This window comes from Cupriavidus sp. GA3-3 (assembly GCF_000389805.1).
Classification (GTDB): Bacteria; Pseudomonadota; Gammaproteobacteria; order Burkholderiales; family Burkholderiaceae; genus Cupriavidus; species Cupriavidus necator_D.
This window is the reverse complement of the sequence record NZ_KB944460.1, coordinates 289,734-311,893: the sequence shown is the minus strand read 5'-3', so window position 1 is coordinate 311,893 and position 22,160 is coordinate 289,734. Positions and strand designations below refer to the sequence as shown.

Here is a 22,160-nt window from a genome sequence, read left to right as displayed (position 1 = left end):
GCCTTGCCCTGGCCCCGTACGATGGGCGCGCGGCTGTTCCTGATCCTGCTGGCCGGCCTCATCGTCGCCCATGGCCTGTCGTTCGGCGTACTGTTTGCCGAGCGCTACATCACCGCGCGCAAGGTCATGCTCGGCACCCTGGAGACCGACGTCTCCACCTCGATCGCCATCCTCGACCGCCTGCCCGCGGCGGAGCGCCCGCAGTGGCTGCGCCACGTGAATCGCGGCGCCTACCAATACATCCTGGGGCCGGGGCTGCCAGGCGTGCCGGAGATGTCCGCGCAGGCCACGGAAGTCGCCGACCGGATCATGGAAGCGAGCGGCGGCCGCTTCCCGGTCAGGGTCGAGTCCATCCCCGGCCAGGGCAAGCGCATGCAGGCCCACCTGACCCTCAGCGATGGCAGCCCGCTGACCATCGACGTGCATCCGAAGCCGACGCCGGTGGCGCAATGGCTGCCTTATGTGCTGCTTATCCAGTTGCTGCTGCTGATCCTGTGCTGCTGGCTTGGCGTGCGCCTGGCGATCCGCCCGCTGGTGGCGCTGGCCAATGCCGCCGACGCGCTCGACCCGAATGCCAGGACCCAGCCGCTGGGCGAGACCGGGCCCACCGAACTGGTGCGCGCCGCGCGCGCATTCAATGCCATGCGCGAACGCATTGCCCGCTTTGTCGAGGAGCGCGTGCAGATTCTGGCCGCGATTTCCCACGACCTGCAGACGCCGATCACGCGGATGAAGCTGCGCGCAGAAATGACGGAAGACTCTGAGGAAAAGAGGAAGCTGGTGCAAGACCTCACCGAGATCGAAACGCTGGTGAAGGAGGGGCTGGCCTACGCGCGCGCCATGCATGGCGATGGCGAGACGCCGTCGCGGATCGACATCGGCTCGTTCGTCGAGAGCCTGGTCTACGACTACCAGGACACCGGCAAGGCCGTCACCATCCTGCAGCGTGCCGGCGGCACCCTCGACACGCGCCCGCACGCCTTGCGCCGCATCCTGACCAACCTGACCGACAACGCCCTCAAGTTCGGCGGGGCGGCGGAGCTGAGCGTGCACCGCGAGGACGGCGGCGCGGTGACCATCAGCGTGCTCGACCGCGGGCCCGGCATCCCGGCTGAGCAGCTGGAGTCCGTGCTGCAGCCGTTTGTCCGGCTTGAGGCATCGCGCAACCGGGAGACCGGCGGCACCGGCCTGGGCCTGGCGATTGCGCACCAGCTTGCGCTGGCCATCGGCGGCTCACTGACGCTGCGCAATCGCGAGGGCGGTGGCCTGGAGGCGCGGCTCAGGGTGGGCTGAGCCGCCGCCCGCTACGTTACCAGCCACCCCCCAGCGCACGGAACGTTGCCACCGCCGCGCGGGCATTGTCGGCGCCCACACGTGCCTGCTGGTCGCGCGCGGCCAGCAGCAGGCGGTCTTCCTCCAGCACTTCGAACAGGCTGACCGCGCCGCCCTTGTAGGCGTCCTCGGCGGCGCCGCGCGAGCGCGCGTGGGCAGCCACTTCCACTGTCAGCTCCTTGCCCTGCAACTCCAGCTGGGTCAGCGTGATGATCGCGTTTTCCACGTCCTCGGTGGCGCGCAGCATGGCCTTGCGGTAGGTGGCCAGGGCTTCGGCGTTGGCGCCTTTGGCCTGCGCCACTTCGGCATCGACCCGGCCGAAGTCGAACAGCCGCCAGCGCAGTCCCGCGATCGCGGCGGGCTGGAAGGCGGACCCGGTGAACAGCTTGCCGGCGGAGAGGCTCTCGAAGCCGAGCAGCGCTGACAGCGACAGCTTCGGGTAGTACTCGGCAGTGGCCACGCCGATGCGGGCACTGGATGCCGCCAGCCGGCGCTCCGCGGCAATCACGTCCGGGCGGCGTTGCAGCAGGTTGGCCGGACCTTGCGCCACGGCGATCTGCGGCACGGCGGTGCGCTCGGTCGGCGTCAGGAGTTCAGCGGCATAGGTGCCCGGATGCGCGCCCATCAATACATCGAGCCGGTTCAGCTGTGTCTCCAGTTCGATCTGCAGCGGCGGGATGGTCACGCGGGTCTGTGCCAGCTGTGCTTCCGCCTGCGCGCGTTCCCGCTCGGCGCCGATGCCATCGGCCAGCCGCAGCTGCACCAGCTCGAGCAGCTTTGCATTGGTCCGCACCTGCTGTTGCGCGATGGCGATGCGCTGCTGCGCGCCGCGCACGCGGAAGTAGGCATCGGCCGCTTCGGCGGCTACCAGCACGCGCACGCCCATGTGCTCGGCTTCCGCGGCCTGGGCCTCCGCGCTGGCGGCCTCTGCGCCGCGCCGCAGGCCGCCGGCCACGTCGATCTCCCAGCTTGCTCCCACACCAGCGCTGTACACCGTCTTGTTGCGCTCAAAGCCCGGCGCGTTCTTGCCGAGGCTGCCCAAAGGCCCTTCCAGCGACTGGCGCTGCCTGGCCACGCTGCCGGACAACGATGCCTGCGGCAGCAGTTCGGCGCCGGCGTGGCTGGCCGCGGCGCGGGCCTGGTCGACCCGCGCAATCGCCGCCGCCAGGTCGAGGTTCTGCTCCAGCGCGCGCTGGATCACGCGCGTCAGCGCGGGATCGTCAAAGCCCAGCCACCAGCTGTCCAGTGACGGCGCGGGCTGCGTGGCCTCGCGGGCGTCCAGTGCCGCTGCGTGCGGGTAGGCCGCGGGCATGTCCGAGGCCGGCATGTGGTAATCGGGGCCGGCCGCGCAGGCCACCAGGGTGGCCGCGGCGCTGGCCGCAAGCAGGGTGGGCAGGAGGCGGGCGATACCGGCGCGGGTGCGCCGGAGCGGGGGGCGGAATGGACTTTGGGGCATGACGGACACCTTTCAACAGCGACGAATAAAGCACAAGCCAAAAACTAACTTGCATGATGATAGTTACTACTCTAGACTAACTTTCAAATTGATAGCAACCCCAATTTCGGAGGAAGCCACTCATGCAGAGAAAGCCGCTTGCTGAGACGCCTTGCCCCATCGCTCGCACGCTGGCCTGCGTTGCCGACAGCTGGAGCCTCCTGATCCTGCGCGAAGCGTTCTATGGCGTGACGCGCTTTGATGAGTTCCAGCAGAACCTGGGCATCGCCCCCAACATGCTGACCCGCCGCCTGAACTCGCTGGTCGAGGACGGCTTGCTGGAGCGCCGCCCCTACTGCGACCGCCCGCCCCGTTCCGAGTACATCCTGACCGAGCGCGGCTATGACTTCCGCCCGGTCCTGCTGGCCATGCTGGCCTGGGCCAACAAGCATCTCGCGCCCGAGGGCCAAAGCGTGCAGCTCGTCAACCGACTCACTGGCGAGCGTGTCGAGCCGGTACTGGTCGATGCCGCCAGCGGCCGCCCCGTCACCGACCCCGATTTCCACATCGTCCCCGGGCCGGCGGCTACCGACGGCCTGCGGCGCCGGCTGGACCGCTCGGCCGAAGCCTGACCCGAACTATCCCGAACCCTACCGAACCCTCCACCCATGCCGCCTCGCAGGCGGGATAAGTCCTGAAAGCAGAAAGGAAGTGCCATGAGCAGTAATACGCTGACTGAACGGGCGGGTACCGAACCCGTTCCCGCTTCGAAATCCAAGGCCAGCCCCAGGCGGCTGCTGGCGACCGGCGCGCTGGTTGTGGCCGGATTGGCCGCAATCGGATACGGCTACCACTGGTGGACATCGGCTCGCCACCTGCAGCGTACCGACGACGCCTACGTCGGCGGCGATGTCACGGTGATCGGCGCCAAGGTCGGGGGCTACATCGCGGAAGTCGCGGTGACGGACAACCAGACGGTCCACGCGGGCGATGTGCTGGTGCGTATCGACGACCGCGACTACCGCGCTGCACTGGCCAAGGCCGAAGGCGCCGTGGCGGCGCAACAGGCACTGCTGGCAAACCTGGATGCCACCGCGCGCCTGCAGGAGGCGGTCATCGCCCAGGCCAAGGCCGGCATCGCGGCCACCAATGCCGACACCGTACGGGCGCGCGACGACCAGGTGCGCTACGCCAGCCTGGTGGCGAAGGCGGCTGTCTCCATCCAGAGCTCGCAGAAGGCTGACTCGGACTACAAGCAGGCCCAGGCCAATGGCGAGAAGGCGCGTGCGGCGCTGCTGGCCGCGCAGCGCCAGCTGGACGTGATCGGCACGCAGAAGCAGCAGGCGCAGGCGTCGCTGGCGCAGGCGACCGCCGAGCGCGACATCGCGAAGCTGAACCTTGGCTATACGGAACTGCGCGCGCCCGTGGACGGCACCGTGGGCAACCGGCGCGCCCGCGTCGGCGCCTTTGCCGGTGCCGGCAGCCAGTTGCTGTCCATCGTGCCGGCCAGCGGGCTGTGGGTGGACGCCAACTTCAAGGAAGGGCAACTGGCGCACATGCGCCCCGGCATGCCGGTCGAAATTGAAGCCGATGTGCTGCCGGGGCGGGTCTTCCATGGCCACGTCGCCAGCCTGGCGCCGGCCACCGGTGCGCAGTTCAGCGTGTTGCCGCCGGAGAATGCCACCGGCAACTTCACCAAGATCGTCCAGCGCGTGCCGGTGCGGATCCGCCTGGACGAGCAGGATGCCCGGCTTGGGGTCCTGCGCCCGGGGCTGTCGGTGATCGCCCAGGTCAACACGCAGCCAGGCAAGCAGGTGCAGTGATGACCACGGCTACCCTGACCACCCCTGCGTCCGCCGTGGCGATGCCGGACGAGATGTCCACTGCCGCCAAGGTGTTCGCCTTCAGCACGATGTGCGTGGGCATGTTCATCGCCTTGCTCGATATCCAGATCGTCTCCGCCTCGTTGCGCGATATCGGCGGCGCGCTCTCGGCCGGCGCCGATGAAACCGTGTGGGTGCAGACCAGCTACCTGATCGCCGAGATCATCGTCATTCCCTTGTCTGGCTGGCTGTCGCGCGTGATGTCGACGCGCTGGCTGTTCGCCGCCTCCGCGGCGGGCTTCACGGTGGCCAGCCTGCTGTGCGGGGTGGCGTGGGACATCAACAGCATGATCGTGTTCCGGGCGCTGCAAGGTTTCCTGGGCGGCTCGATGATCCCGATGGTGTTCACCACGGCCTTTGCCTTCTTCGTCGGCCCCCAGCGTGTCATCGCCGCCGCCACGGTCGGCGGGCTGGCCTCGCTGGCGCCGACGCTGGGGCCCACCATCGGCGGCTGGATCACCGATCACTATTCCTGGCACTGGCTGTTCTTCATCAACCTGGTGCCGGGTATCTTCGTCACCATCGCCGTGCCGCTGCTGGTCAAGATCGACCGGCCCGACTGGTCGCTGGTGCGCGGTGCCGATTACCTGGGCATGGTGCTGATGGCGCTGTTCCTGGGTTGCCTCGAATACACGCTGGAGGAAGGGCCGCGCTGGGACTGGTTCGGCGACGACGTGATCCTGGCCACCGCCTGGATCTCCGGCCTGTCGGGCGTGGGCTTCATCTGGCGCACGCTGACCTATGCCAACCCCGTGGTGGACCTGCGCGCGCTCAAGGACCGGAACTTCGCGCTCGGCTGCTTCTTCTCCTTTGTCACCGGCATCGGCATCTTTGCCACCATCTACCTGACGCCGCTGTTCCTGGGGCGCGTGCGCGGCTTCAGCGCGCTCGATATCGGGCTGGCGGTGTTTTCCACGGGCGTGTTCCAGATGGCATCGATCCCGCTCTATGCCTTCCTGGCCAACCGGGTCGACCTGCGCTGGTTGATGATGATCGGCCTGGGGCTGTTCGCGGTGTCGATGTGGTACTTCGCGCCCATCACGCACGACTGGGGCGCGGCGCAACTGCTGCTGCCGCAGGCGCTGCGCGGCATGGCCCAGCAGTTCGCGGTGGCGCCCACGGTGACACTGACCCTGGGCAGCCTGCCGCCGGAGCGGCTCAAGCTTGCGTCCGGGCTGTTCAACCTGATGCGCAACCTGGGCGGGGCCATCGGCATCGCCGCCTGCGCGACCGCGCTCAACAACCGCGGCAACCTGCACTTCCTGCGCGAGGCAGAGCACCTGAACATCCGTAATGAAGCCATGGGCAACCTGTTGCAAGGGATCAGCGACCAGTTCGTCGCGGTCGGGCACGATGCCCTCGATGCGCAGACCGCCGCCCTCAGGCAATTGTGGGGACTGGCCTGGCGCGAGGCGCAGACCCAGACCTTTGGCGACATCTTCCTGCTGATCCTGGTCTGCTTCGCGATCGCCACCGCCATGGTGCCGCTGATGCGCAAGGTTGCAGCGCCGAAGGGTCCGTCGGCAGACGCGCATTGATTGTGGAACGACCATGAAAGTCAGTCTGTGCAATCGGCTCCTGCCTGTCGCGCTGATCGTGGCGAGCGCCACGGTGGCATATGCGGGGGAGCGCCCGCGCGAAAACGGTGTGGCGTGCGCTCGTGCAGCTAATGCCTATTGCAATCTTCCAGATCAGGGCAATAGGCCAATGCCGCAAGGCGTGCCGCAGGGAGAGTCCGCTTGACCGGCGTGCCAGTCCTTCAGCCGGGCTGCTTTGTATCGAAGTATGTCGCCATCGCGGATACATACACAGCGATACAAATCCCCTGAAATCCGACACATTCCGCTTGCCATGGCCTCCTAGACTCGTGCTCACATTGATCACGCAAACGGGAGAAGCAAATGTCGAAGACAGTCGATCTACCTCGTCGAGGCTTTCTGGGTGCAGCGGCAGTGACGCTGGCCACCGCGCCGTTCGGGCTGCCGCAGGCCGCCCGCGCGCAAACCGGTGTGTCGAAGGCGCCGGCGCTGCCCTTGACCACGCCGGGCACCCATGCCAGCTTCGCGCCGGTCAAGCAAGTCAACGCCGGCGTGCTCAATATCGGCTACGCCGAGGCCGGCCCTGCCACCGGGCCGGTCGCGCTGCTGCTGCACGGCTGGCCCTACGACATCCACAGCTTTGTCGACGTGGCACCCCTGCTGGCGGCCCGCGGCTATCGCGTGATCATTCCCCACCTGCGTGGCTTTGGCTCGACGTCCTTCCTGTCTGCCGACACCATGCGCAACGGCCAGCCCGTAGCGATAGCCGCCGACATGATCGCGCTGATGGACGCGCTGAATATCCGCAATGCTGTAGTGGCCGGCTTTGACTGGGGCGCGCGCACCGCCGACATCATGGCGGCGATCTGGCCGGACCGCTGCAGGGGGCTGGTCGCGGTCAGCGGCTACCTGATCGGCAGCCAGGCAGCCGGCAAGCAGCCGCTACCGCCCGAGGCCGAGCTCCAGTGGTGGTACCAGTTCTATTTCTCCACCGACCGGGGCCGCGCCGGCTACCAGAAGTACACCCACCAGTTCGCCAGGCTGATCTGGAAACTGGCATCGCCGCAATGGCAGTTCGATGATGCGACCTTCAACCGCAGCGCCGCCGCCTTCGACAATCCCGACCACGTCGAAATCACCATTCACAACTACCGCTGGCGGCAGGGGTTGGCCAGCGGGGAAGCCAGGTTCGACGACCTCGAGAAGCGGCTCGCCACGGCACCCGCCATCGGCGTGCCCACCATCACCATCGAGGGCGATGCCAACGGCGCGCCGCACCCCGAGCCGAGCGCCTATGCCAGCAAGTTCACGGGCCGCTACGAGCACCGGGAACTGACAGGCGGGATCGGCCACAACCCGCCGCAGGAAGCGCCCACGGCGTTTGCGCAGGCGGTGCTCGATGTAGACAGGCGCTGACGCATGAGGGGCGCAATGCGCAGATTGCTGATACTGGCTGCCATGACGCTGTCAGCGCTGGCATCGGAGCTGGGCGGCGCTGGCCATCGGTGCGCATGGTCGGGCATGCCCCGGACCATGCGCCCGGATAAGCGGGCACGAAACAAGGGCGGCCCGGGCGCTGAAGGCATTGCCATGCTTCAGCGCCCGCCGCCGCCCGCCTGCCGCGCTCAGCGCAGCGACCTGAACGCTGCGCGCAACTCTTGAGCGAACAGCTGCGGCTCTTCCCATGCCGCGAAGTGTCCCCCCTTGTCGACCTTGTTGAAGTAGGTCAGCCGGGGGTAGGCGCGCTCGGCCCAGGTGCGCGGGGCTTGATAAAGCTCGCCGGGAAATACCGTCACGCCTACAGGCACCTTGATCTGTCCTGTCATCTGCTCCGCGGCGTTGAAGTTGTTGGTGTTGTTCTCCCAATATAGCTGCGCGGACGACGTGGCGCTGTTGGTGAGCCAGTAGAGCGTGATGTCGTCGAGCATCTCGTCCCTGGTCAGCGAGCGCTCGGGGTTGCCACCGCTGAAGGTCCAGGCGGCAAACTTGTCATAGATCCATGCCGCCTGCCCTGCGGGGGAATCCGCCAGGCCATAGCCCACGGTCTGCGGGCGGGTCACCATCATCGCGGCATAGCCGCCGCCCAGCGTATATAACTTGTTCATCGACTCGAAGGCTGACCTTTCGGCGGCGGACAGGCCGGCCGGCGCTGCTTCGCCGTTCTTCAGCGCCCGGGCGACGTCCGCTGGCACGGTGGCGGGCATATTGACGTGAATGCCGAGCAAGCCCTGTGGTGCCTGGCGGCCCTGCGCATGCGCCACGACCGAGCCCCAGTCGCCGCCCTGTGACACATAACGTGTGTAGCCCAGCCGCTTCATCAACACATCCCACGCACCTGCAATGCGGTCGGGACCCCAGCCGGTCCCGACGGGTTTGCCGGAGAAGCCGTAGCCGGGCATCGACGGAATCACCACATCGAAGGCGTCCTCGGCACGGCCGCCGTAGGCGGTGGGATCGGTGAGCGGGCCAATCACCTTCAGCAGTTCAAAGACCGAGCCCGGCCAGCCGTGGGTGATGACGAGCGGCAGCGCATTGGGATGGCGCGATCGCACATGCAGGAAGTGGATGTCGAGCCCGTCGATCCTGGTGACGAACTGGGGGTAGGCGTTCAGCTTTTGCTCTGCCTTGAACCAGTCGTAGTCGTTGCCCCAATAGCGCACCAGTTCCTGGATCTTCGCCAGCTGCACGCCCTGCGATTGATCGGATACCGTCTCGCGGTCTGGCCAGCGCGTGGCGGCGATGCGCTGGCGCAGGTCGGCCAGTGCCGCTTGCGGGAAGCTGGCGTGGAAGGGGCGAATGGATGCGTCCTCGGTCGCCGCGCGTTGCGGGATTGCGCCGCCTTCGGCGGCCGGCGATGCCTGGGCGTGGCTTGGCAAGGCCAATTGAGCCAGGCATAAAGCGATCGTGGCGATGGCAGGTGCCGTGCGTGCTGCGTGGAGTTTCATGTCGATACCAGGTAGAGGGAAAGTGGAATCCGGTCAGCGGCGTGTCGTTGGCGGGTGCACGTCGGGTTTCGGCTGATACACCGCGGCGGCGTAGATGGCATCCGCAACCTGCTTCGGCCTTGACAGCTGCGGTACGTGGCTCGTCGGCAGTGTCACGATGCGGGCGGAGATCTTCTGTGCCATCGCTTTCTGCAAGGCGGGCTGGATCATGTGATCCTGCTCGCTGAGGATGTACCAGGACGGCCTGGTCCGCCATGCGGCAACCGTGACCTTGTCCTCGAAGCTCTTGCCGCTGACGGGTCCCTGTGTCGCCGCCATGATCCGGGTCTGGGCCGCTGGCACGTCCTGGGCGAAGTGTTTGGACATCCCCTCGGGCGTCAGCGTCAGGAAACCGTCCTTGTCAGCGACGATGAAGCTGGATCCCGCGGGCTTTGGGTAATCCTTGGCCAGGTCCGCCACCGACTGGTTTTCCGAAGGTGCAAACGCCGCGACATAGACCAGGGCCTTGACGCGCTCATGCTGTCCGATTTCAGAGATCACCACACCGCCCCAGGAATGCCCCACCAGCACGACCGGTCCGGCCTGCTTGTCGAGCGCGCGGCGCGTGGCGGCCACGTCGTCGGCCAGGGAAGACAGCGGGTTCTGGACCGATACAACATTCAGTCCCCTGGACTGGAGCAGGGCAATGACCTTGTCCCAGGCCGATCCGTCGGCAAAGGCGCCGTGCACAAACACCACCGTGGTAGCGCGGGTGTCAGCAGCCGGTGCGGCGGCGGCTGTGCTCGCAGCGGCTGCAAGGCTGCTGACGGTGGCAACAAGCGCCGCAGTCCTGATGAACGTATTCAATGTCTTCATGCGATTCCCCTTAAGGGTCAGGTACTAATGGGATTGGAGAGTGGCCGCTCTGCCGGCATCGGCAGCCCGGGTCAGACGGTGAGGGCGGCCACGCAAAGGGCGGTCCCGAAGGCATACGTTCCAAGGGCACCAACGGCGCGGGCCGGATTCGGCCTGGACATGGAGGGCCAGGCAAGCAGTGCAACCACCAGGAGCACGCGACAGGCAGTTGCACCTGCCATGCACCAGACCGCCCAGCCAGGCGGATGCTGAGTTCCGAGGTACAGGAAGAGCAGCGCAAGGAACGGCGCGTACTCGGTGGTGTTGCCATGAGCGCGGATCAGCCGTGCCAGCAGTTGATCGGGCTCGGATGGGTAGCCGCTCAGTACGCCGATCCTGGACCGCTGCACCGAGGTGGCGAGTCCGAGCGAGAACAGAAGCAGACCGAGGACAGTGGTGCAGGCCAGCGCAATGATGTTCATTCGATACCTCGTGGATGGTCGATAGCGCGCATTGGGAGAAGCCCATCGGGAGTTGATTGACAGTTTCAGGATAGGGTCCTAGCCTTTGTCCTGAATGACGAACTTCCCTCGTTTCAGGACAACATGAACCAAATCGGCCTCGTGCTCTTCCCCGGCTTTCAGATGCTCGATTTGGCGGCGGTGTCGGTCTTCGAGATGGCTAACCTCGAAGTGCGGGTCCCGGCCTACGAAATCCATGTCGTCTCGGAACGCGGCGGGGCCGTGAAGAGTTCAATGGGCACGGCGATCCAGACCACCGCGATGGATCCGCTGGCTTTTGACACGCTGATGGTTGGGGGCGCTACCTCGGTGCCGGCGCCATCGCCCAGGCTGCTGCGCCTGCTAGGCCATGCACTCGAGCCGACCAGGCGCATGGCCAGCATCTGCACAGGGGCGTTCATCCTCGCCGAGGCCGGCATCCTGGACGGCCGGCGGGCTACTACGCATTGGCACCATGCCAGTACGCTGCGGCAGCGCTTTCCTGCGGTGCGCGTCGAAGACGACCGCATCTTTGTCCGGGACGGAACGGTGTGGACATCGGCCGGCATGACGGCATGCATCGACCTTGCGCTGGCACTGGTAGAGCAAGACCTGGGGACCGACGTGTCGCGCGCAGTCGCGAAGAAGCTCGTGGTTCATCACCGCCGTGCCGGGGGGCAGTCCCAGTTCTCGATGCTGTCGGAACTGGAATCGAGGTCAGAGCGCATACAAGCGGCATTGACCTACGCCAGGAATCATCTGCACCAGGATCTGTCGGTGGAGCTGCTCGCCAGCGCCGCCAACATGAGCCCGCGGCATTTCAGCCGCGAGTTCCGGCAGAGCACGGGCCAGTCCCCGGCACGTGCCGTCGAGCGCTTGCGCGCCGACACGGCCCGCCTGCTCGTGGAAGCCGGCACGCTGACGATCGAGCGCATCGCCAGCAAGACCGGCTTCTCCGACCCGGAGCGCATGCGCCGGGCGTTCTTGCGGATTTTCGGCGAGCCGCCGCAATCCCTCAAGCGTGCCGCCCGTGCGCGGCGCAGCGAAGAGCCGGCCGCCGTGTGACGGACGGCCAGGCGCTGTGCGTCACGCTATTCGGGACACCGGCGCATGATAATATTCGCATGCGAACAAAATCTCACCCTTTATGACGCACCAGACATGGAACATCGCCTCGTCTACCTGTTGAACGTGGGTCAGCGGCGCCTGCAGCGGTGGTCACAAGCGCGCACTGCCGCGGGTGGCGTGACATCAGCCCAGGCCGGACTGCTTTTCTTCCTGGGCAGCAACGATGGCGCGCTGACGAGCGAGGCTGCCGCGGCGCTGGACCTGGGCGCGCCCGGGATGAGCGGCCTGGCCGACCGGACCGAAAGGGCCGGCCTGATCGAGCGCCGGCCGGACGAGAACGACGGCCGTGCCTCGCGCCTGTGGCTGACGGAGGCAGGGCGCCTGGCGCGCCAGCGTTCCAAGGCGAGCATGAAGGCATTGAATACCAGGCTCACCGAAGGTTTCACCGCCGCCGAGATCGACGTGGTGGCGCGCTGGCTGACCAGCCTGCAGACAAAGTTTCCGGCCGCGGACGAGGGCGAGGTGTAGCCTCGCAGCGGCCGGAGAGCGAGGCAGTCGACTCACTGCGCGGCAACCCTGGTGAAGTCTGGTTTGCGCTTTTCGGCGAAGGCCGAGAATGCTTCCCGGGCTTCCGCACTGGCCAGCCGCTCCTCGAACCTGGCGCTTTCGCTGTTCATCTGCGAAACCAGTTTTTCCGCATTGCGCATGAGCTGTTTCATTGCGCTCAGGGAGCCGGCCGGCCTGGCGGCAATCTTCTCGGCCATCCGGCGCGCATCCGTGCGCAGCTGGTCATTGGCGCAAACCTTGTTCGCGATGCCCCATGCCAAGGCCGTTTGCGCGTCAAGCGGCTCGCCCAGCGCGAACATCTCGAAAGCCCTGACGTGCCCGATCCGCAGCGGGAGCAGGTAACTCGAAGCCGCTTCGGGAACCAAGGCGAGATTGACGAAAGGCGTGATCAGTTGCGCGTCCTGGCCGAGCACCACGTAATCACAATGCAGCAGCATGGTGGTCCCGACGCCGACGGCCTTGCCATTGACCGCGGCGACAATCGGTACGGTCGAATTGGCAAGGGCGCGCAGGAAGCGATGCACGTGACGTTCGCTGGGGCCATTTCCCGACGCGATCGCCGCGAATTCGCCGAGATCATTGCCGGCCGTAAAGCTGTCCCCGTCCCCCTGCAGCAGCAATACCCGGATAGCCCGGTCCTGCTGTGCCTGCTCGATGGTGTCGGCAAGTGCGCCGTACATCTCGTTCGTCAAGGCGTTCATCTTGTCCGGCCGCGCAAGCGTCATGGTCAGCACGCCGCCGGTGAGGTCAATGCGGATTTCGGGGGTCATTGGTCGGTCTCCAGGTGAGAGTTGCACGCTGCCGTGCAGGCATCGCGATTAAGTTCGCATGCGAAGTATATAGATAGTTCGTGTGCGAAGTAAACGGTTGAGGCCGGGCAGTGTGCGGAATCGGCGTCTGGGCGGCGGTGCCCTCCACATAGACGGTGTGGGCAGGGGCGTGCTTCCGGTGCCTCGCGGGCGCGGAATACAGCACAAGCGAAAAACGAACTTGCATGATGATAGTGACTACCCTAGACTGACTTTCAAATCGATAGCAAGTAGTGTCTCTCGAGGAAGCCAATCATGCAGAAGAAGCCACTTGGCGAAACGCCGTGTCCGATCGCTCGCACCGCGGCCCGCGTCGCCGACAGCTGGAGCGTATTGATCCTGCGCGAAGCCTTTTACGGCGTGACCCGGTTCGACGAGTTCCAGCAAAACCTGGATATCGCGCCCAATATGCTCACGCGTCGCCTGAACTCGCTTGTCGAAGAAGGCATGCTTGAGCGTCGCCAGTACTGCGACCGCCCGCCCCGCTCCGAGTACATCCTGACCGAGCGCGGGCGCGATTTCCGCCAGGTGCTGCTGGCGATGCTGGCCTGGGGCAACAAGCATCTCGCGCCTGAAGGCGAAAGCGTGCAGTTGACGAATCGGCGCACCGGCGTGCGCGTGGAACCTGTGCTGGTCGACGCCGCCAACGGGCGCCCGGTCACCGATGCCGACTATCACCTTGCACCCGGCCCCGCCGCCAGTGACCGCGTGCGCCAGCGGTTGTCGCGCTCGACAGACGCCTGAGCCGGATTTCCCGCGCAGCCAATTCTTGTTGCAACCTTCAAGACCCGGCTACCGGGCGCATACCGCATGGAGTGCGTGCGGCCGATTGAAACTGATTGTTTGGTAGGGAGAATGCGATGCATGCAAGAGATGTCGTGCTGTGCCAGCCGGTGCGCACCGCCATTGGCGCCTACAACGGCTCACTGAAGACCGTTCCGGCGGTTGATCTCGGCGCCGCAGCGATACGGGCAACCGTGGCACGGGCGGGAATCGATCCAGGCGAGGTCGGCAGCGTGGTGTTCGGAAATGTGATCCAGGCCGGCAACCGCATGAACCCGGCCCGGCAGGCTGCCATTGGGGCAGGGCTGCCGGTTTCGGTTCCGGCGATGACCGTCAACCGCGTTTGCGGCTCGGGGGCCCAGGCCATCGCCACGGCAGCGGACGAGGTACGGCTCGGCTATGTAGATATCGCCATCGCCGGCGGCATGGAGAACATGGATCGCGCGCCATACCTGATGCCGTCCGGCCGCTGGGGTCAACGCATGGGCGATTCCGTCCTGTACGACAGCATGCTGCACGACGGCCTGTTTGACGCCTTCTCCGGTGAGCACTCCGGATGGCATACCGAGGACCTTGTCGCCCGCTACGCGCTGACCCGCGAGGCCCAGGACCGCTGGGCCGAGCGTTCGCAGCGGAATTTCGCGCTGGCGCAGGCGAACGGGCGATTCACCGGCCAGATTGCCGGGGTGGCGACCAAAGGGAAGGGCGGTACGGCCATGTTCGAAGTGGACGAAGCCAACCGCCCTGATACCAGCCTCGATACGCTCGGCCGGCTCAAGCCGGCGTTTCGCCCGGACGGCACGATTACCGCCGGCAATGCGCCCGGGCTCAACAGCGGCGCAGCGGCCATGATCATTGCCGAACGTGCGCTGGCTGAAGCCAGGGGGCTGCAGCCGTTGGGACGATTGGCCGCTTACGGTGTCGGGGCCGTGGAGCCCGGCATGTTCGGGCTGGGCCCGGTCCCGGCGGTGCGGCAGGCGCTGCAACGCGCCGGCTGGGAGCTGGGCGACATTGAACGCATCGAGATCAATGAAGCATTTGCCGCGGTGCCGCTGGCTGTCGCGGTGGAGCTCGGATTGCCGCACGACATCATCAACGTCGACGGTGGCGCCATTGCCCACGGCCATCCGATCGGTGCGACCGGCGCGGTGCTGACGACGCGGCTGCTGCATGCCATGCGCGCCGACGGCATACGGCGCGGCATCGTCACGCTGTGCATCGGCGGCGGACAAGGGATTGCGCTGGCGCTCGAGACGCTGGCCTGATCCGTCTGTTCTCGTAGCGGGCATGCATTGATGCAAAGTTCAGCACAAACCATCTGGAGGAGAAAATGAACATTCAATACATCGAGGATCTCGCGGCGGGCCAACGATACGGTTCGGGGCGGCTGACCGTCGCGCCTGAACGGATCAAGGCCTTTGCTGCCGAGTTCGACCCGCAGCCCTTCCATCTCGATGAAGCCGCCGCCCGCGACACACTATTTCGTGGACTGGCTGCGAGCGGTTGGCATACCGCTGCGCTGACGATGCGCCTGCTGGTCGACGGCGAATTCCGGCCCGCGGGCGGCATCGTCGGCGCGGGCTTCGAGGAGCTGCGCTGGCCAAGGCCGGTTCGCCCTGGCGATGAACTGCATATCGAGAGCGAGATACTTGAAGTGCGGATTTCGAAATCGCGCCCCGACCAGGGCGTGGTGAAGGTGCGTACCACAACCTTCAACCAGGCCGACGAGCCAGTGCAGGTTTTCACCGGCAACCTGATCGTCCAGTGCCGCCCCGCAGCCGCCGCGCAGGCAGAGGCGTCATGAAGATTCTTGTACTCGGTGCCGGGGGTATGGGCGGCTACTATGGCGCGCGCCTGATCGAGGCAGGCGCGGATGTCACCTTCATGTTGCGGCCTGGCCGCGCGCGGGCGCTGGAACGGGTTGGCCTGGCCGTGCGTAGCGAACTTGGCGACTTCCATCGCCCGGTAAAGATGGTCCTGGCCGGTCAGGTCGGCGCGCAGTTCGACGTGGTACTGCTGGCATGCAAGGCCTACGACCTTGCCGACGCGATCCGGGCCATCAGCCCGGCCGTTGGCCGGGACACTGCGGTATTGCCTCTGCTCAACGGCCTTGACGCCTATGACCGGCTCGACCAGTGCTTTGGCAGGCAACGCGTGCTGGGTGGAGTCGCATACATAGCGACAACGCTGGCGGCGGATGGAACCGTCGTGCACGCCGGCCGCATGGACCGGCTGGTAGTCGGCCCGCGCGCCGCGCAGGGGTCGGCATTGGCCGCGGATTTCCATGCGCTGGTGTCCAGGGCGGCCGGTACGCGTGAGCTATCGGGCGCCATCGGGCAGGAGCTGTGGAACAAGTGGGCCATGATTGCCGCCGGCGCAGTGATGACATGCCTGATGCGCGGGACCGTGGCGGACATCATGAAGACCCAGGATGGCCGTCGCCTGATGCTTGACGCGATTGCGGAGTGCCGCACGGTGGCGCAACTGTACGGCCATGCCATCCCTGAACCCGTTGTCGCTGCCATGCAGGCCCGACTGCTGGACGAAGCATCGACCTGGGCTGCCTCGATGATGCGGGATATAGCGCGGGGCGCCCCACGCATAGAAGCCGACGCCATCGTCGGCGATCTCATCAAGCGCGCAGCCGGGTACGGGCATGAGCTTCCGTTGAGCCGTGCGGCATATTGCCACCTGCAGGTCTATGAGCGCCAGCGCGCTGCGCACCAGACGGCTGGTTGAGCAGCCTTCGCCCATTCATGGAAATCACCAATCACGACATGACTATGCCGTCAGACTGTGCTGCGCGCGACCGAGGATGTCGAAAATGCCTTCTCGGCGCTGATCAAGCGTGAAGATCCGGCCGGCACGCTGGCACAAGGCGAGACATCGCCGGCGTTAGAAACTCCGGCGTGCGTGGTGCTTTCAGCAGATCGGCCAGCACCGCCTCGTATTCGCGCCGGTAGGACGCTTTCAGGTGGTGGTCCCTGAAATGCTGCTCGCTGCAGGCCCAGTTCTCATAGAGAACCAGGGTGTCAGGATCTTCGAGCGAGCGGTGCAGATACGTGTTGATAAAGTCCGGCTCCTTCGACATCTGCTCGAGGACATCAAGCAGTCTCGACTCTAGCTCAGCGCGCCGCTCGGGCTTGCCCGGCAGATGGACGATAAAGGCAATGGATTGGTTCATGAAGCTGCTCCAGGCAGGATGGGCCACCTCATGCGCAGACCGCGCCCACGCCGCGGCCCGCAGAGGCATTGACTTACAGTTGGCTCATGCCGCCGTCGGCGATGATTTCCGTACCGACGATGAAGGCCGATTCGGGCGCCGACAGATGCAGCACCGTCGATGCAATCTCCGCCGGCAGGCCGAAGCGGCCCAGCGGAATCTGGCTCTGGATCTGCGCGGCAGTGGCCGACAGGGTGTCGGCTTCCAGGCCCAGCTTGCCGTACAGCGGCGTCGTCACCGGCCCGGGGCTGACCACATTTACCCGGATGCCCGAGCTGACCAGCTCACCCGACAGGGTCCTGGCCAGCGAGATCAGTGCTGCCTTGCTGGCGGCATACACGGAAGACATCGGCATGCCGATGCGCGCATTGATCGAGCCGTTCAGCACGATCGACGTGCCCGGGTTCAGCAGCGGCAGCAGCGCCTGGATCTGGAAGTACGCGCCCTTCACGTTGGCGTTGAAGGTGGCGTCCCACAGTGCCTCGTCCACATCGGCAACGGCGGCAAACTTGGCAATGCCGGCGTTGATGAAGACGGCGTCCAGGCGGATGCCTGCGTCGGTCAGCTGGCGAGCCAGGTCACGCGCGGCCTGCACGGTGCCGGTTTCGTTGCGGATGGCGATGGCCTCGTTGCCGAGCGTGGCGCGGGCGCCCTCCAGTGCCGCTGCGTCGCGGCCGGTGATGACCACGCGGGCGCCTTCCTGGGCGAATGCCTGGGCAGCCGCCAGGCCGATGCCGCTGTTGCCGCCAGTGATCAGAACGGTCTTGCCTTCGAAGCGATTCATGATGTCCTCCAATCGGGAAAGGTGAACTTGAACAATTGCGTGACTGGAGTATGGGCGCTGGCCTCCGGTTTGCCATACGATCAATCCGACGAACACGTTCGAAGGAGTTGCACATGTTGTCGGAAGACGAATTGGCCCTGCTGGAGGCCATCCGGGAGGCCGGCAGCCTGTCGCGCGCGGCGGCCAGGCTGGGCAAGGCGCCGTCCACGGTGTCGCACGCCGCGCGGCAGCTGGAGCAGCGCTTTGATGCACTCTTGTTCGACCGCCGCGGCTACCGCCTGCAGCTGACGCGCGCCGGCGAATTGCTCACCGAAGAAGCCGCCCGGCTTGCACAGGATGTCGCGCGCGTCACACAGCGCGTGCGGCAGGTCGCCAACGGCTGGGAAGACCGGTTGTGGATCGTGACCGACGAGCTGATGGAATTCGAGACGCTGATGCCCGTCATGCATGCGTTCGACGCGCAGGAATCCGGCGTGGCGCTGCGCGTCACACACGAAGTGCTGGCCGGCACCTGGGAAGCGCTGCGGGATGGCCGCGCCGATCTGGTCATCGGTGCCACCAACGAGCCGCCCGCCATCCCCAACCTGGGGTGGTTCGAGCTGGGCGTGATCGAATGGGTGTTTGCGGTCTCGCCCCGGCATCCGCTGGCGGCCGCGCGCGAACCATTGACACGTGAGGAGATCGCCCGCCATCGTGCCGTGGTGGTGGCAGATTCATCACGCCTCACGGGCGGCCGCGCTTACGGCATGGTGGGTGGTCAGCGCTTGCTGGCCGTGCCGAGCGTGCGAGCCAAGACCCTGGCGCAGCGCGATGGCCTGGGGATCGGCTGGCTGCCCAGGCACCGGGTCGGCTCGCTGCTGCAGCGCGGCGAACTGATAGAGAAGCGCACCGCCGACCCGCGCGAGCCCAACCTGCTCTACGTGGGCTGGCGCGGCGATCACGAAGGCCGCGCGCTGCAATGGTGGCTGGAGCAGTTGCGACGGCCTCGGCTGGCCAGGCTGCTGGTGCGGGGCGTCGACGCCTACGCGTAGCTGGCAGGGCAGCGTCGCACCATCTAAAGTACCTTGTGGCTTTGCGGTACCAGGCAAGGAGAATCGTGATGGCTCAAGGATTCGACGCGATCATCATCGGCACCGGACAAGCCGGCCCCGCACTCGCTGCGCGGCTGGCCGGCGCGGGCATGAAAACGGCCGTCATCGAGCGCGCGCGTTTTGGCGGCACCTGCGTGAACACCGGCTGCATTCCCACCAAAACCCTCATCGCAAGCGCGTACGCAGCGCAACTGGCGCGGCGGGCTGCCGAGTACGGTGTCACCATCGGCGGGCCGGTCGCGGTCGACATGAAGCAGGTGAAGGCACGCAAGGACGAGATCTCCGGCCGTTCCAGCAACGGTGTGGAACAGTGGATGCGCGGGCAGGAGAACGTCACGGTGTATCAAGGTCATGCCCGCTTTGAAAGCGCGCATAGCGTGCGGGTCAACGGCGAACTGCTGGAAGCTGACCGGATTTTCGTGAACGTCGGCGGCCGGGCCCTGGTTCCGCCCATGCCCGGGCTGGACCAGGTGCCGTACCTGACCAACTCGAGCATGATGGAGGTGGATTTCCTGCCGGAGCACCTGATCATCGTTGGCGGCAGCTACATTGGCCTTGAGTTTGGCCAGATGTACCGGCGTTTTGGGGCCAGGGTGACCGTTGTCGAAAAAGGCCCGCGCCTGATCCAGCGCGAAGACGAGGATGTGTCGCAGGCGGTGCTGGAGATCCTGGAGCGCGAGGGGATCGAAATCCGGCTCAATGCCAACTGCCTGAGCGCGCGCAGGGAAGGCGACCACATTGCGGTCGGGCTGGATTGTGCGGACGGGGCGCGCGACGTCCACGGCTCGCACCTGCTGCTGGCGGTCGGGCGCGTGCCCAACACGGAGGACCTGGGGCTGGACCAGGCGGGGGTGGAGACCGACACCCGCGGCTATATCCAGGTAGACGAACAGTTGCGCACCAATGTCCCCGGCATCTGGGCGCTTGGCGACTGCAATGGCCGCGGAGCGTTCACGCATACGTCGTACAACGACTATGAGATCGTCGCTGCCAACCTTCTCGACAACGATCCCCGCAAGGTGACGGACCGCATCGCAGCCTATGCCATGTTCATCGACCCTCCGCTCGGCCGCGCCGGCATGACGGAAGCAGAAGCCCGGCAATCCGGACGCAGGCTGCTGGTCGGCTCTCGCCCCATGAGCCGCGTCGGGCGAGCCGTGGAGAAGGGCGAGAGCCAGGGCTTCATGAAGGTCGTGGTCGACGCCGATACCCGCATGATCCTGGGCGCCGCGATCCTCGGCGTGACCGGCGACGAGGTGATTCACTCACTGCTCGACATCATGTATGCCAAGGCACCCTATACCACCATCAGCCGCGCGATGCACATCCATCCGACGGTGTCGGAGCTGGTGCCGACGCTGCTGCAGGAATTGCGGCTACAGGCTTAGCTGGCGCGCCGGCTCGACCGGGGCGCACATCAGAGGAACGGCGCAATGTTCGCCATCGCGCGCGTCACGTAGGCCACCTTCTCGCCCACTGGCGCCACATAGTCAATCGCGTTGCGTGCAGCCTCGACGCCTTCCAGACGGGCGATGAACCAGGCGGCCAGGTACTGCGACGCCAGGCATCCGCCGGCGGTTGCAACGTTTCCCTTGGCGACAAACGGCTGATCGAGCACAGCCACGCCTGCCTCCACTACCCATGGCTTGGAGATCAGGTCCGTACAGGCCGGAACGTCGTTCACCAAGCCCAGTTTGGCTAGTATGAGCGTGCCCGAGCATTGCGCGCCCAACAACTGGCGCGTCGGGTCGAAGCGGAGTTGCGACATCAGCGCGGTATCGGCGACGACTTCCCGGGTTCGTATCCCACTACCCACCAGCACAGCGTCCGCGTTGCATGCGTCCTCCAACGATGCTTGCGCCTCCATCACCACACCGTTCAGCGAACGCACCTTGGCCGCCGGACTGGCGATCGAAACCCGCCAGCCGGGCCGCTTGACCCGGTTGAGGATGGAGAGCGCGATCAGCGAGTCGATTTCGTTAAAGCCTTCGAAGGTCAGGATGGCGATATGCATGGGGCCTCGTGGGAGTGGCGACGTTGGGTTGCGCCATCGTAGAGCCGGCAGTCAGTACATTCAAATAATTGTTATAGATACGCTCAGGCTGCGTCCTGCGGGTCCGCAAACGTCGCCATGCGCAGGATCGCTTGCCTGAGCTCCGACCTGAGTTGCGCCACCAGCTCCGCGGCCGGCAGGGACCTGGCCAGCGGCGCTGCCTGCCCGGCCCACTGCGCCGCGTACTCAGCGCTCCCCGCGGCCTTGGCAGCGGCGTGAAGCGCCTTTCCCGCGTCATAGGCGATCGGGTAGTCCGGCACCGGAGGTGCGTCGGCGGCGGCGCCGAGTGCCGTGAGCCGGTTGGTGAAGCCCCTGGCCGCGCGGCCCGATATGGCGCGGGTGAGCGTGGTCGCGCGCGGCTGGGGCGCGGTCAGCGCCGCGCGATAGGCGGCATCGGCAGATGACTCCGGGCAGGCGACGAATGCGGTGCCAAGCTGGGCGGCTTCTGCCCCGAGAGCCAGTACCGCGGCAATGCCTGCCCCGTCCATGATGCCGCCCGAGGCAATCACCGGAAGTTTCGTGCCCAGCACCAGAAGACGCACCAGAGCCAGCGTGCCGAGGCCTTCGTCGTAGCCATCGGTGTCGAAGGCGCCGCGGTGTCCGCCAGCTTCAATGCCTTGCGCGACGATGGCGTCCACGCCGGCGGCCTCTATCTGGCGGGCCTCATGCAGGGACGTTGCACTGGCCAGCAGCACAATGCCGGCCGCGCGCAGCGCGTCAATTTTCTGCTTGGCGGGAAGGCCAAAATGGAAGCTCACAACCGCTGGCTTTTCTTCCAGCAGCATCTGGAACATGGCGTCGTCGGCCACGAAACTCCTGTAGATCTCGCGCAAGCTGGCGGGTGTGGTCGCGCCGTGCTCGGCAAACTGGGCGGCAAGGTAGCTGAGCCAGGCCTGCTCGCGCACCTCATCGGCCTTGGCGGGGGCGTGGCAGAACAGGTTGACGTTGAATGGCTTGCCGGTCAGCGCTCGTGTCTCGCGGATTGTCTTTCGCGCCGCTTCGGCATCCATTGCCCCGACGCCGAGCGAGCCCAGCCCGCCGGCCTCTGACACGGCTGCAGCCATGGCCGCTGTGCTGACACCGGCCATGGGCGCCTGGATGATGGGCGTGGAAATGCCCAGGATCGAACAAAGGTTGCGGCGCTGGCTGGAAGGCCTGGAAGTGTCCATGAAAGTCTCTTTCGCTTTGATGTGCATGATTCCGCTCGGGAAATTTTCGAAGGCGAGGCTGTGTCGGAGGGTATCGAGAATGCCATGAAATCTCGCGGCGTGAGAAGTTGCTGCGGCTTCGCAATGCATTGTTCATCGCGCGACGC

General features: G+C 66.1%; 22 protein-coding genes. 13 read left to right on the top strand and 9 right to left on the bottom strand.

All coding sequences use genetic code 11. From position 1 onward, the window contains the following. Positions 1-21 precede the first annotated feature (21 nt). A complete protein-coding gene (locus C265_RS01370; RefSeq protein ID WP_010810260.1) occupies positions 22-1,293 on the top strand; it encodes a sensor histidine kinase KdpD in 1,272 nt (423 codons plus the stop codon). A 16-nt stretch (positions 1,294-1,309) separates the two neighbouring features. Here C265_RS01370 and C265_RS01365 read toward each other — a convergent pair whose 3' ends face one another. Then, on the bottom strand, positions 1,310-2,788 hold the full coding sequence (locus C265_RS01365) for an efflux transporter outer membrane subunit (RefSeq protein ID WP_010810259.1): 1,479 nt from the start codon (positions 2,786-2,788) through the stop codon (positions 1,310-1,312). Between the two features lie 122 nt (positions 2,789-2,910). On the opposite strand from C265_RS01365, the gene C265_RS01360 reads away from it, so the two are divergent. The 4 genes from C265_RS01360 (at position 2,911) to C265_RS01345 (ending at position 7,604) form a co-directional block, all read left to right on the top strand. After that, on the top strand, positions 2,911-3,399 hold the full coding sequence (locus C265_RS01360) for a helix-turn-helix domain-containing protein (protein ID WP_010810258.1): 489 nt from the start codon (positions 2,911-2,913) through the stop codon (positions 3,397-3,399). A gap of 84 nt (positions 3,400-3,483) precedes the next feature. After that, complete coding sequence (locus C265_RS01355; RefSeq protein ID WP_010810257.1) at positions 3,484-4,590, top strand: HlyD family secretion protein; 1,107 nt, start codon at positions 3,484-3,486, stop codon at positions 4,588-4,590. After that, positions 4,590-6,188 carry a DHA2 family efflux MFS transporter permease subunit gene (locus C265_RS01350; protein ID WP_010810256.1) on the top strand — a complete coding sequence of 533 codons (1,599 nt, stop codon included), beginning with the start codon at positions 4,590-4,592 and terminating at the stop codon, positions 6,186-6,188. Before C265_RS01355 ends, C265_RS01350 begins: the two co-directional genes overlap by 1 nt. Before the next feature lie 363 nt (positions 6,189-6,551). After that, positions 6,552-7,604 carry an alpha/beta fold hydrolase gene (locus C265_RS01345; RefSeq protein WP_010810255.1) on the top strand — a complete coding sequence of 351 codons (1,053 nt, stop codon included), beginning with the start codon at positions 6,552-6,554 and terminating at the stop codon, positions 7,602-7,604. 209 nt (positions 7,605-7,813) lie between these two features. Here C265_RS01345 and C265_RS01340 read toward each other — a convergent pair whose 3' ends face one another. The 3 genes from C265_RS01340 to C265_RS01330 form a co-directional block, all read right to left on the bottom strand. Then, positions 7,814-9,133 (bottom strand): epoxide hydrolase family protein, encoded by a 1,320-nt coding sequence (locus tag C265_RS01340; RefSeq protein ID WP_037023336.1) that lies wholly within the window; start codon positions 9,131-9,133, stop codon positions 7,814-7,816. Positions 9,134-9,166: 33 nt separating this feature from the next. Beyond that, entirely contained in the window at positions 9,167-9,988 is an 822-nt protein-coding gene (locus tag C265_RS01335) for an alpha/beta fold hydrolase (RefSeq protein WP_010810253.1), read from the bottom strand. Between the two features lie 71 nt (positions 9,989-10,059). Continuing rightward, entirely contained in the window at positions 10,060-10,449 is a 390-nt protein-coding gene (locus C265_RS01330) for an MAPEG family protein (protein WP_010810252.1), read from the bottom strand. A gap of 123 nt (positions 10,450-10,572) precedes the next feature. Here C265_RS01330 and C265_RS01325 point away from each other — a divergent pair, with 123 nt between their 5' ends. Then, positions 10,573-11,532, top strand: a complete 960-nt coding sequence (locus C265_RS01325; protein ID WP_010810251.1) for a GlxA family transcriptional regulator — start codon at positions 10,573-10,575, stop codon at positions 11,530-11,532. A 96-nt stretch (positions 11,533-11,628) separates the two neighbouring features. Beyond that, a complete protein-coding gene (locus C265_RS01320) occupies positions 11,629-12,063 on the top strand; it encodes a MarR family winged helix-turn-helix transcriptional regulator (RefSeq protein ID WP_010810250.1) in 435 nt (144 codons plus the stop codon). A 32-nt stretch (positions 12,064-12,095) separates the two neighbouring features. Here the strand turns inward: C265_RS01320 and C265_RS01315 are convergent, their stop codons facing one another. Then, positions 12,096-12,872 (bottom strand): enoyl-CoA hydratase, encoded by a 777-nt coding sequence (locus C265_RS01315; protein ID WP_010810249.1) that lies wholly within the window; start codon positions 12,870-12,872, stop codon positions 12,096-12,098. Positions 12,873-13,166: 294 nt separating this feature from the next. Between C265_RS01315 and C265_RS01310 the strand changes: the two genes are divergently transcribed. The 4 genes from C265_RS01310 to C265_RS01295 all read left to right on the top strand — a co-directional run bounded on the left by C265_RS01310 (position 13,167) and on the right by C265_RS01295 (position 16,433). Further along, positions 13,167-13,655, top strand: a complete 489-nt coding sequence (locus C265_RS01310) for a helix-turn-helix domain-containing protein (RefSeq protein ID WP_010810248.1) — start codon at positions 13,167-13,169, stop codon at positions 13,653-13,655. A 116-nt stretch (positions 13,656-13,771) separates the two neighbouring features. Continuing rightward, positions 13,772-14,959, top strand: a complete 1,188-nt coding sequence (locus C265_RS01305; RefSeq protein ID WP_010810247.1) for a thiolase family protein — start codon at positions 13,772-13,774, stop codon at positions 14,957-14,959. A 65-nt stretch (positions 14,960-15,024) separates the two neighbouring features. After that, positions 15,025-15,498 carry a MaoC family dehydratase gene (locus tag C265_RS01300; RefSeq protein WP_010810246.1) on the top strand — a complete coding sequence of 158 codons (474 nt, stop codon included), beginning with the start codon at positions 15,025-15,027 and terminating at the stop codon, positions 15,496-15,498. Then, positions 15,495-16,433: a 2-dehydropantoate 2-reductase gene (locus C265_RS01295; protein WP_010810245.1), complete on the top strand. Its 939-nt coding sequence runs from the start codon at positions 15,495-15,497 to the stop codon at positions 16,431-16,433. Before C265_RS01300 ends, C265_RS01295 begins: the two co-directional genes overlap by 4 nt. 103 nt (positions 16,434-16,536) lie before the next feature. Here the strand turns inward: C265_RS01295 and C265_RS01290 are convergent, their stop codons facing one another. Then, positions 16,537-16,878: a putative quinol monooxygenase gene (locus C265_RS01290; protein ID WP_010810244.1), complete on the bottom strand. Its 342-nt coding sequence runs from the start codon at positions 16,876-16,878 to the stop codon at positions 16,537-16,539. 73 nt (positions 16,879-16,951) lie between these two features. Next, complete coding sequence (locus C265_RS01285; protein WP_010810243.1) at positions 16,952-17,701, bottom strand: SDR family oxidoreductase; 750 nt, start codon at positions 17,699-17,701, stop codon at positions 16,952-16,954. A gap of 113 nt (positions 17,702-17,814) precedes the next feature. Between C265_RS01285 and C265_RS01280 the strand changes: the two genes are divergently transcribed. Both C265_RS01280 and C265_RS01275 read left to right on the top strand, forming a co-directional pair. Further along, a complete protein-coding gene (locus tag C265_RS01280) occupies positions 17,815-18,732 on the top strand; it encodes a LysR family transcriptional regulator (RefSeq protein WP_010810242.1) in 918 nt (305 codons plus the stop codon). A 68-nt stretch (positions 18,733-18,800) separates the two neighbouring features. Continuing rightward, entirely contained in the window at positions 18,801-20,180 is a 1,380-nt protein-coding gene (locus C265_RS01275) for an FAD-containing oxidoreductase (RefSeq protein ID WP_010810241.1), read from the top strand. Positions 20,181-20,209: 29 nt separating this feature from the next. Here the strand turns inward: C265_RS01275 and C265_RS01270 are convergent, their stop codons facing one another. Next, positions 20,210-20,806, bottom strand: coding sequence for a DJ-1/PfpI family protein (locus tag C265_RS01270; RefSeq protein WP_010810240.1), 597 nt, complete (start codon positions 20,804-20,806; stop codon positions 20,210-20,212). 83 nt (positions 20,807-20,889) lie between these two features. Then, entirely contained in the window at positions 20,890-22,014 is a 1,125-nt protein-coding gene (locus C265_RS01265) for a nitronate monooxygenase family protein (RefSeq protein ID WP_010810239.1), read from the bottom strand. Between the last annotated feature and the right edge of the window lie 146 nt (positions 22,015-22,160).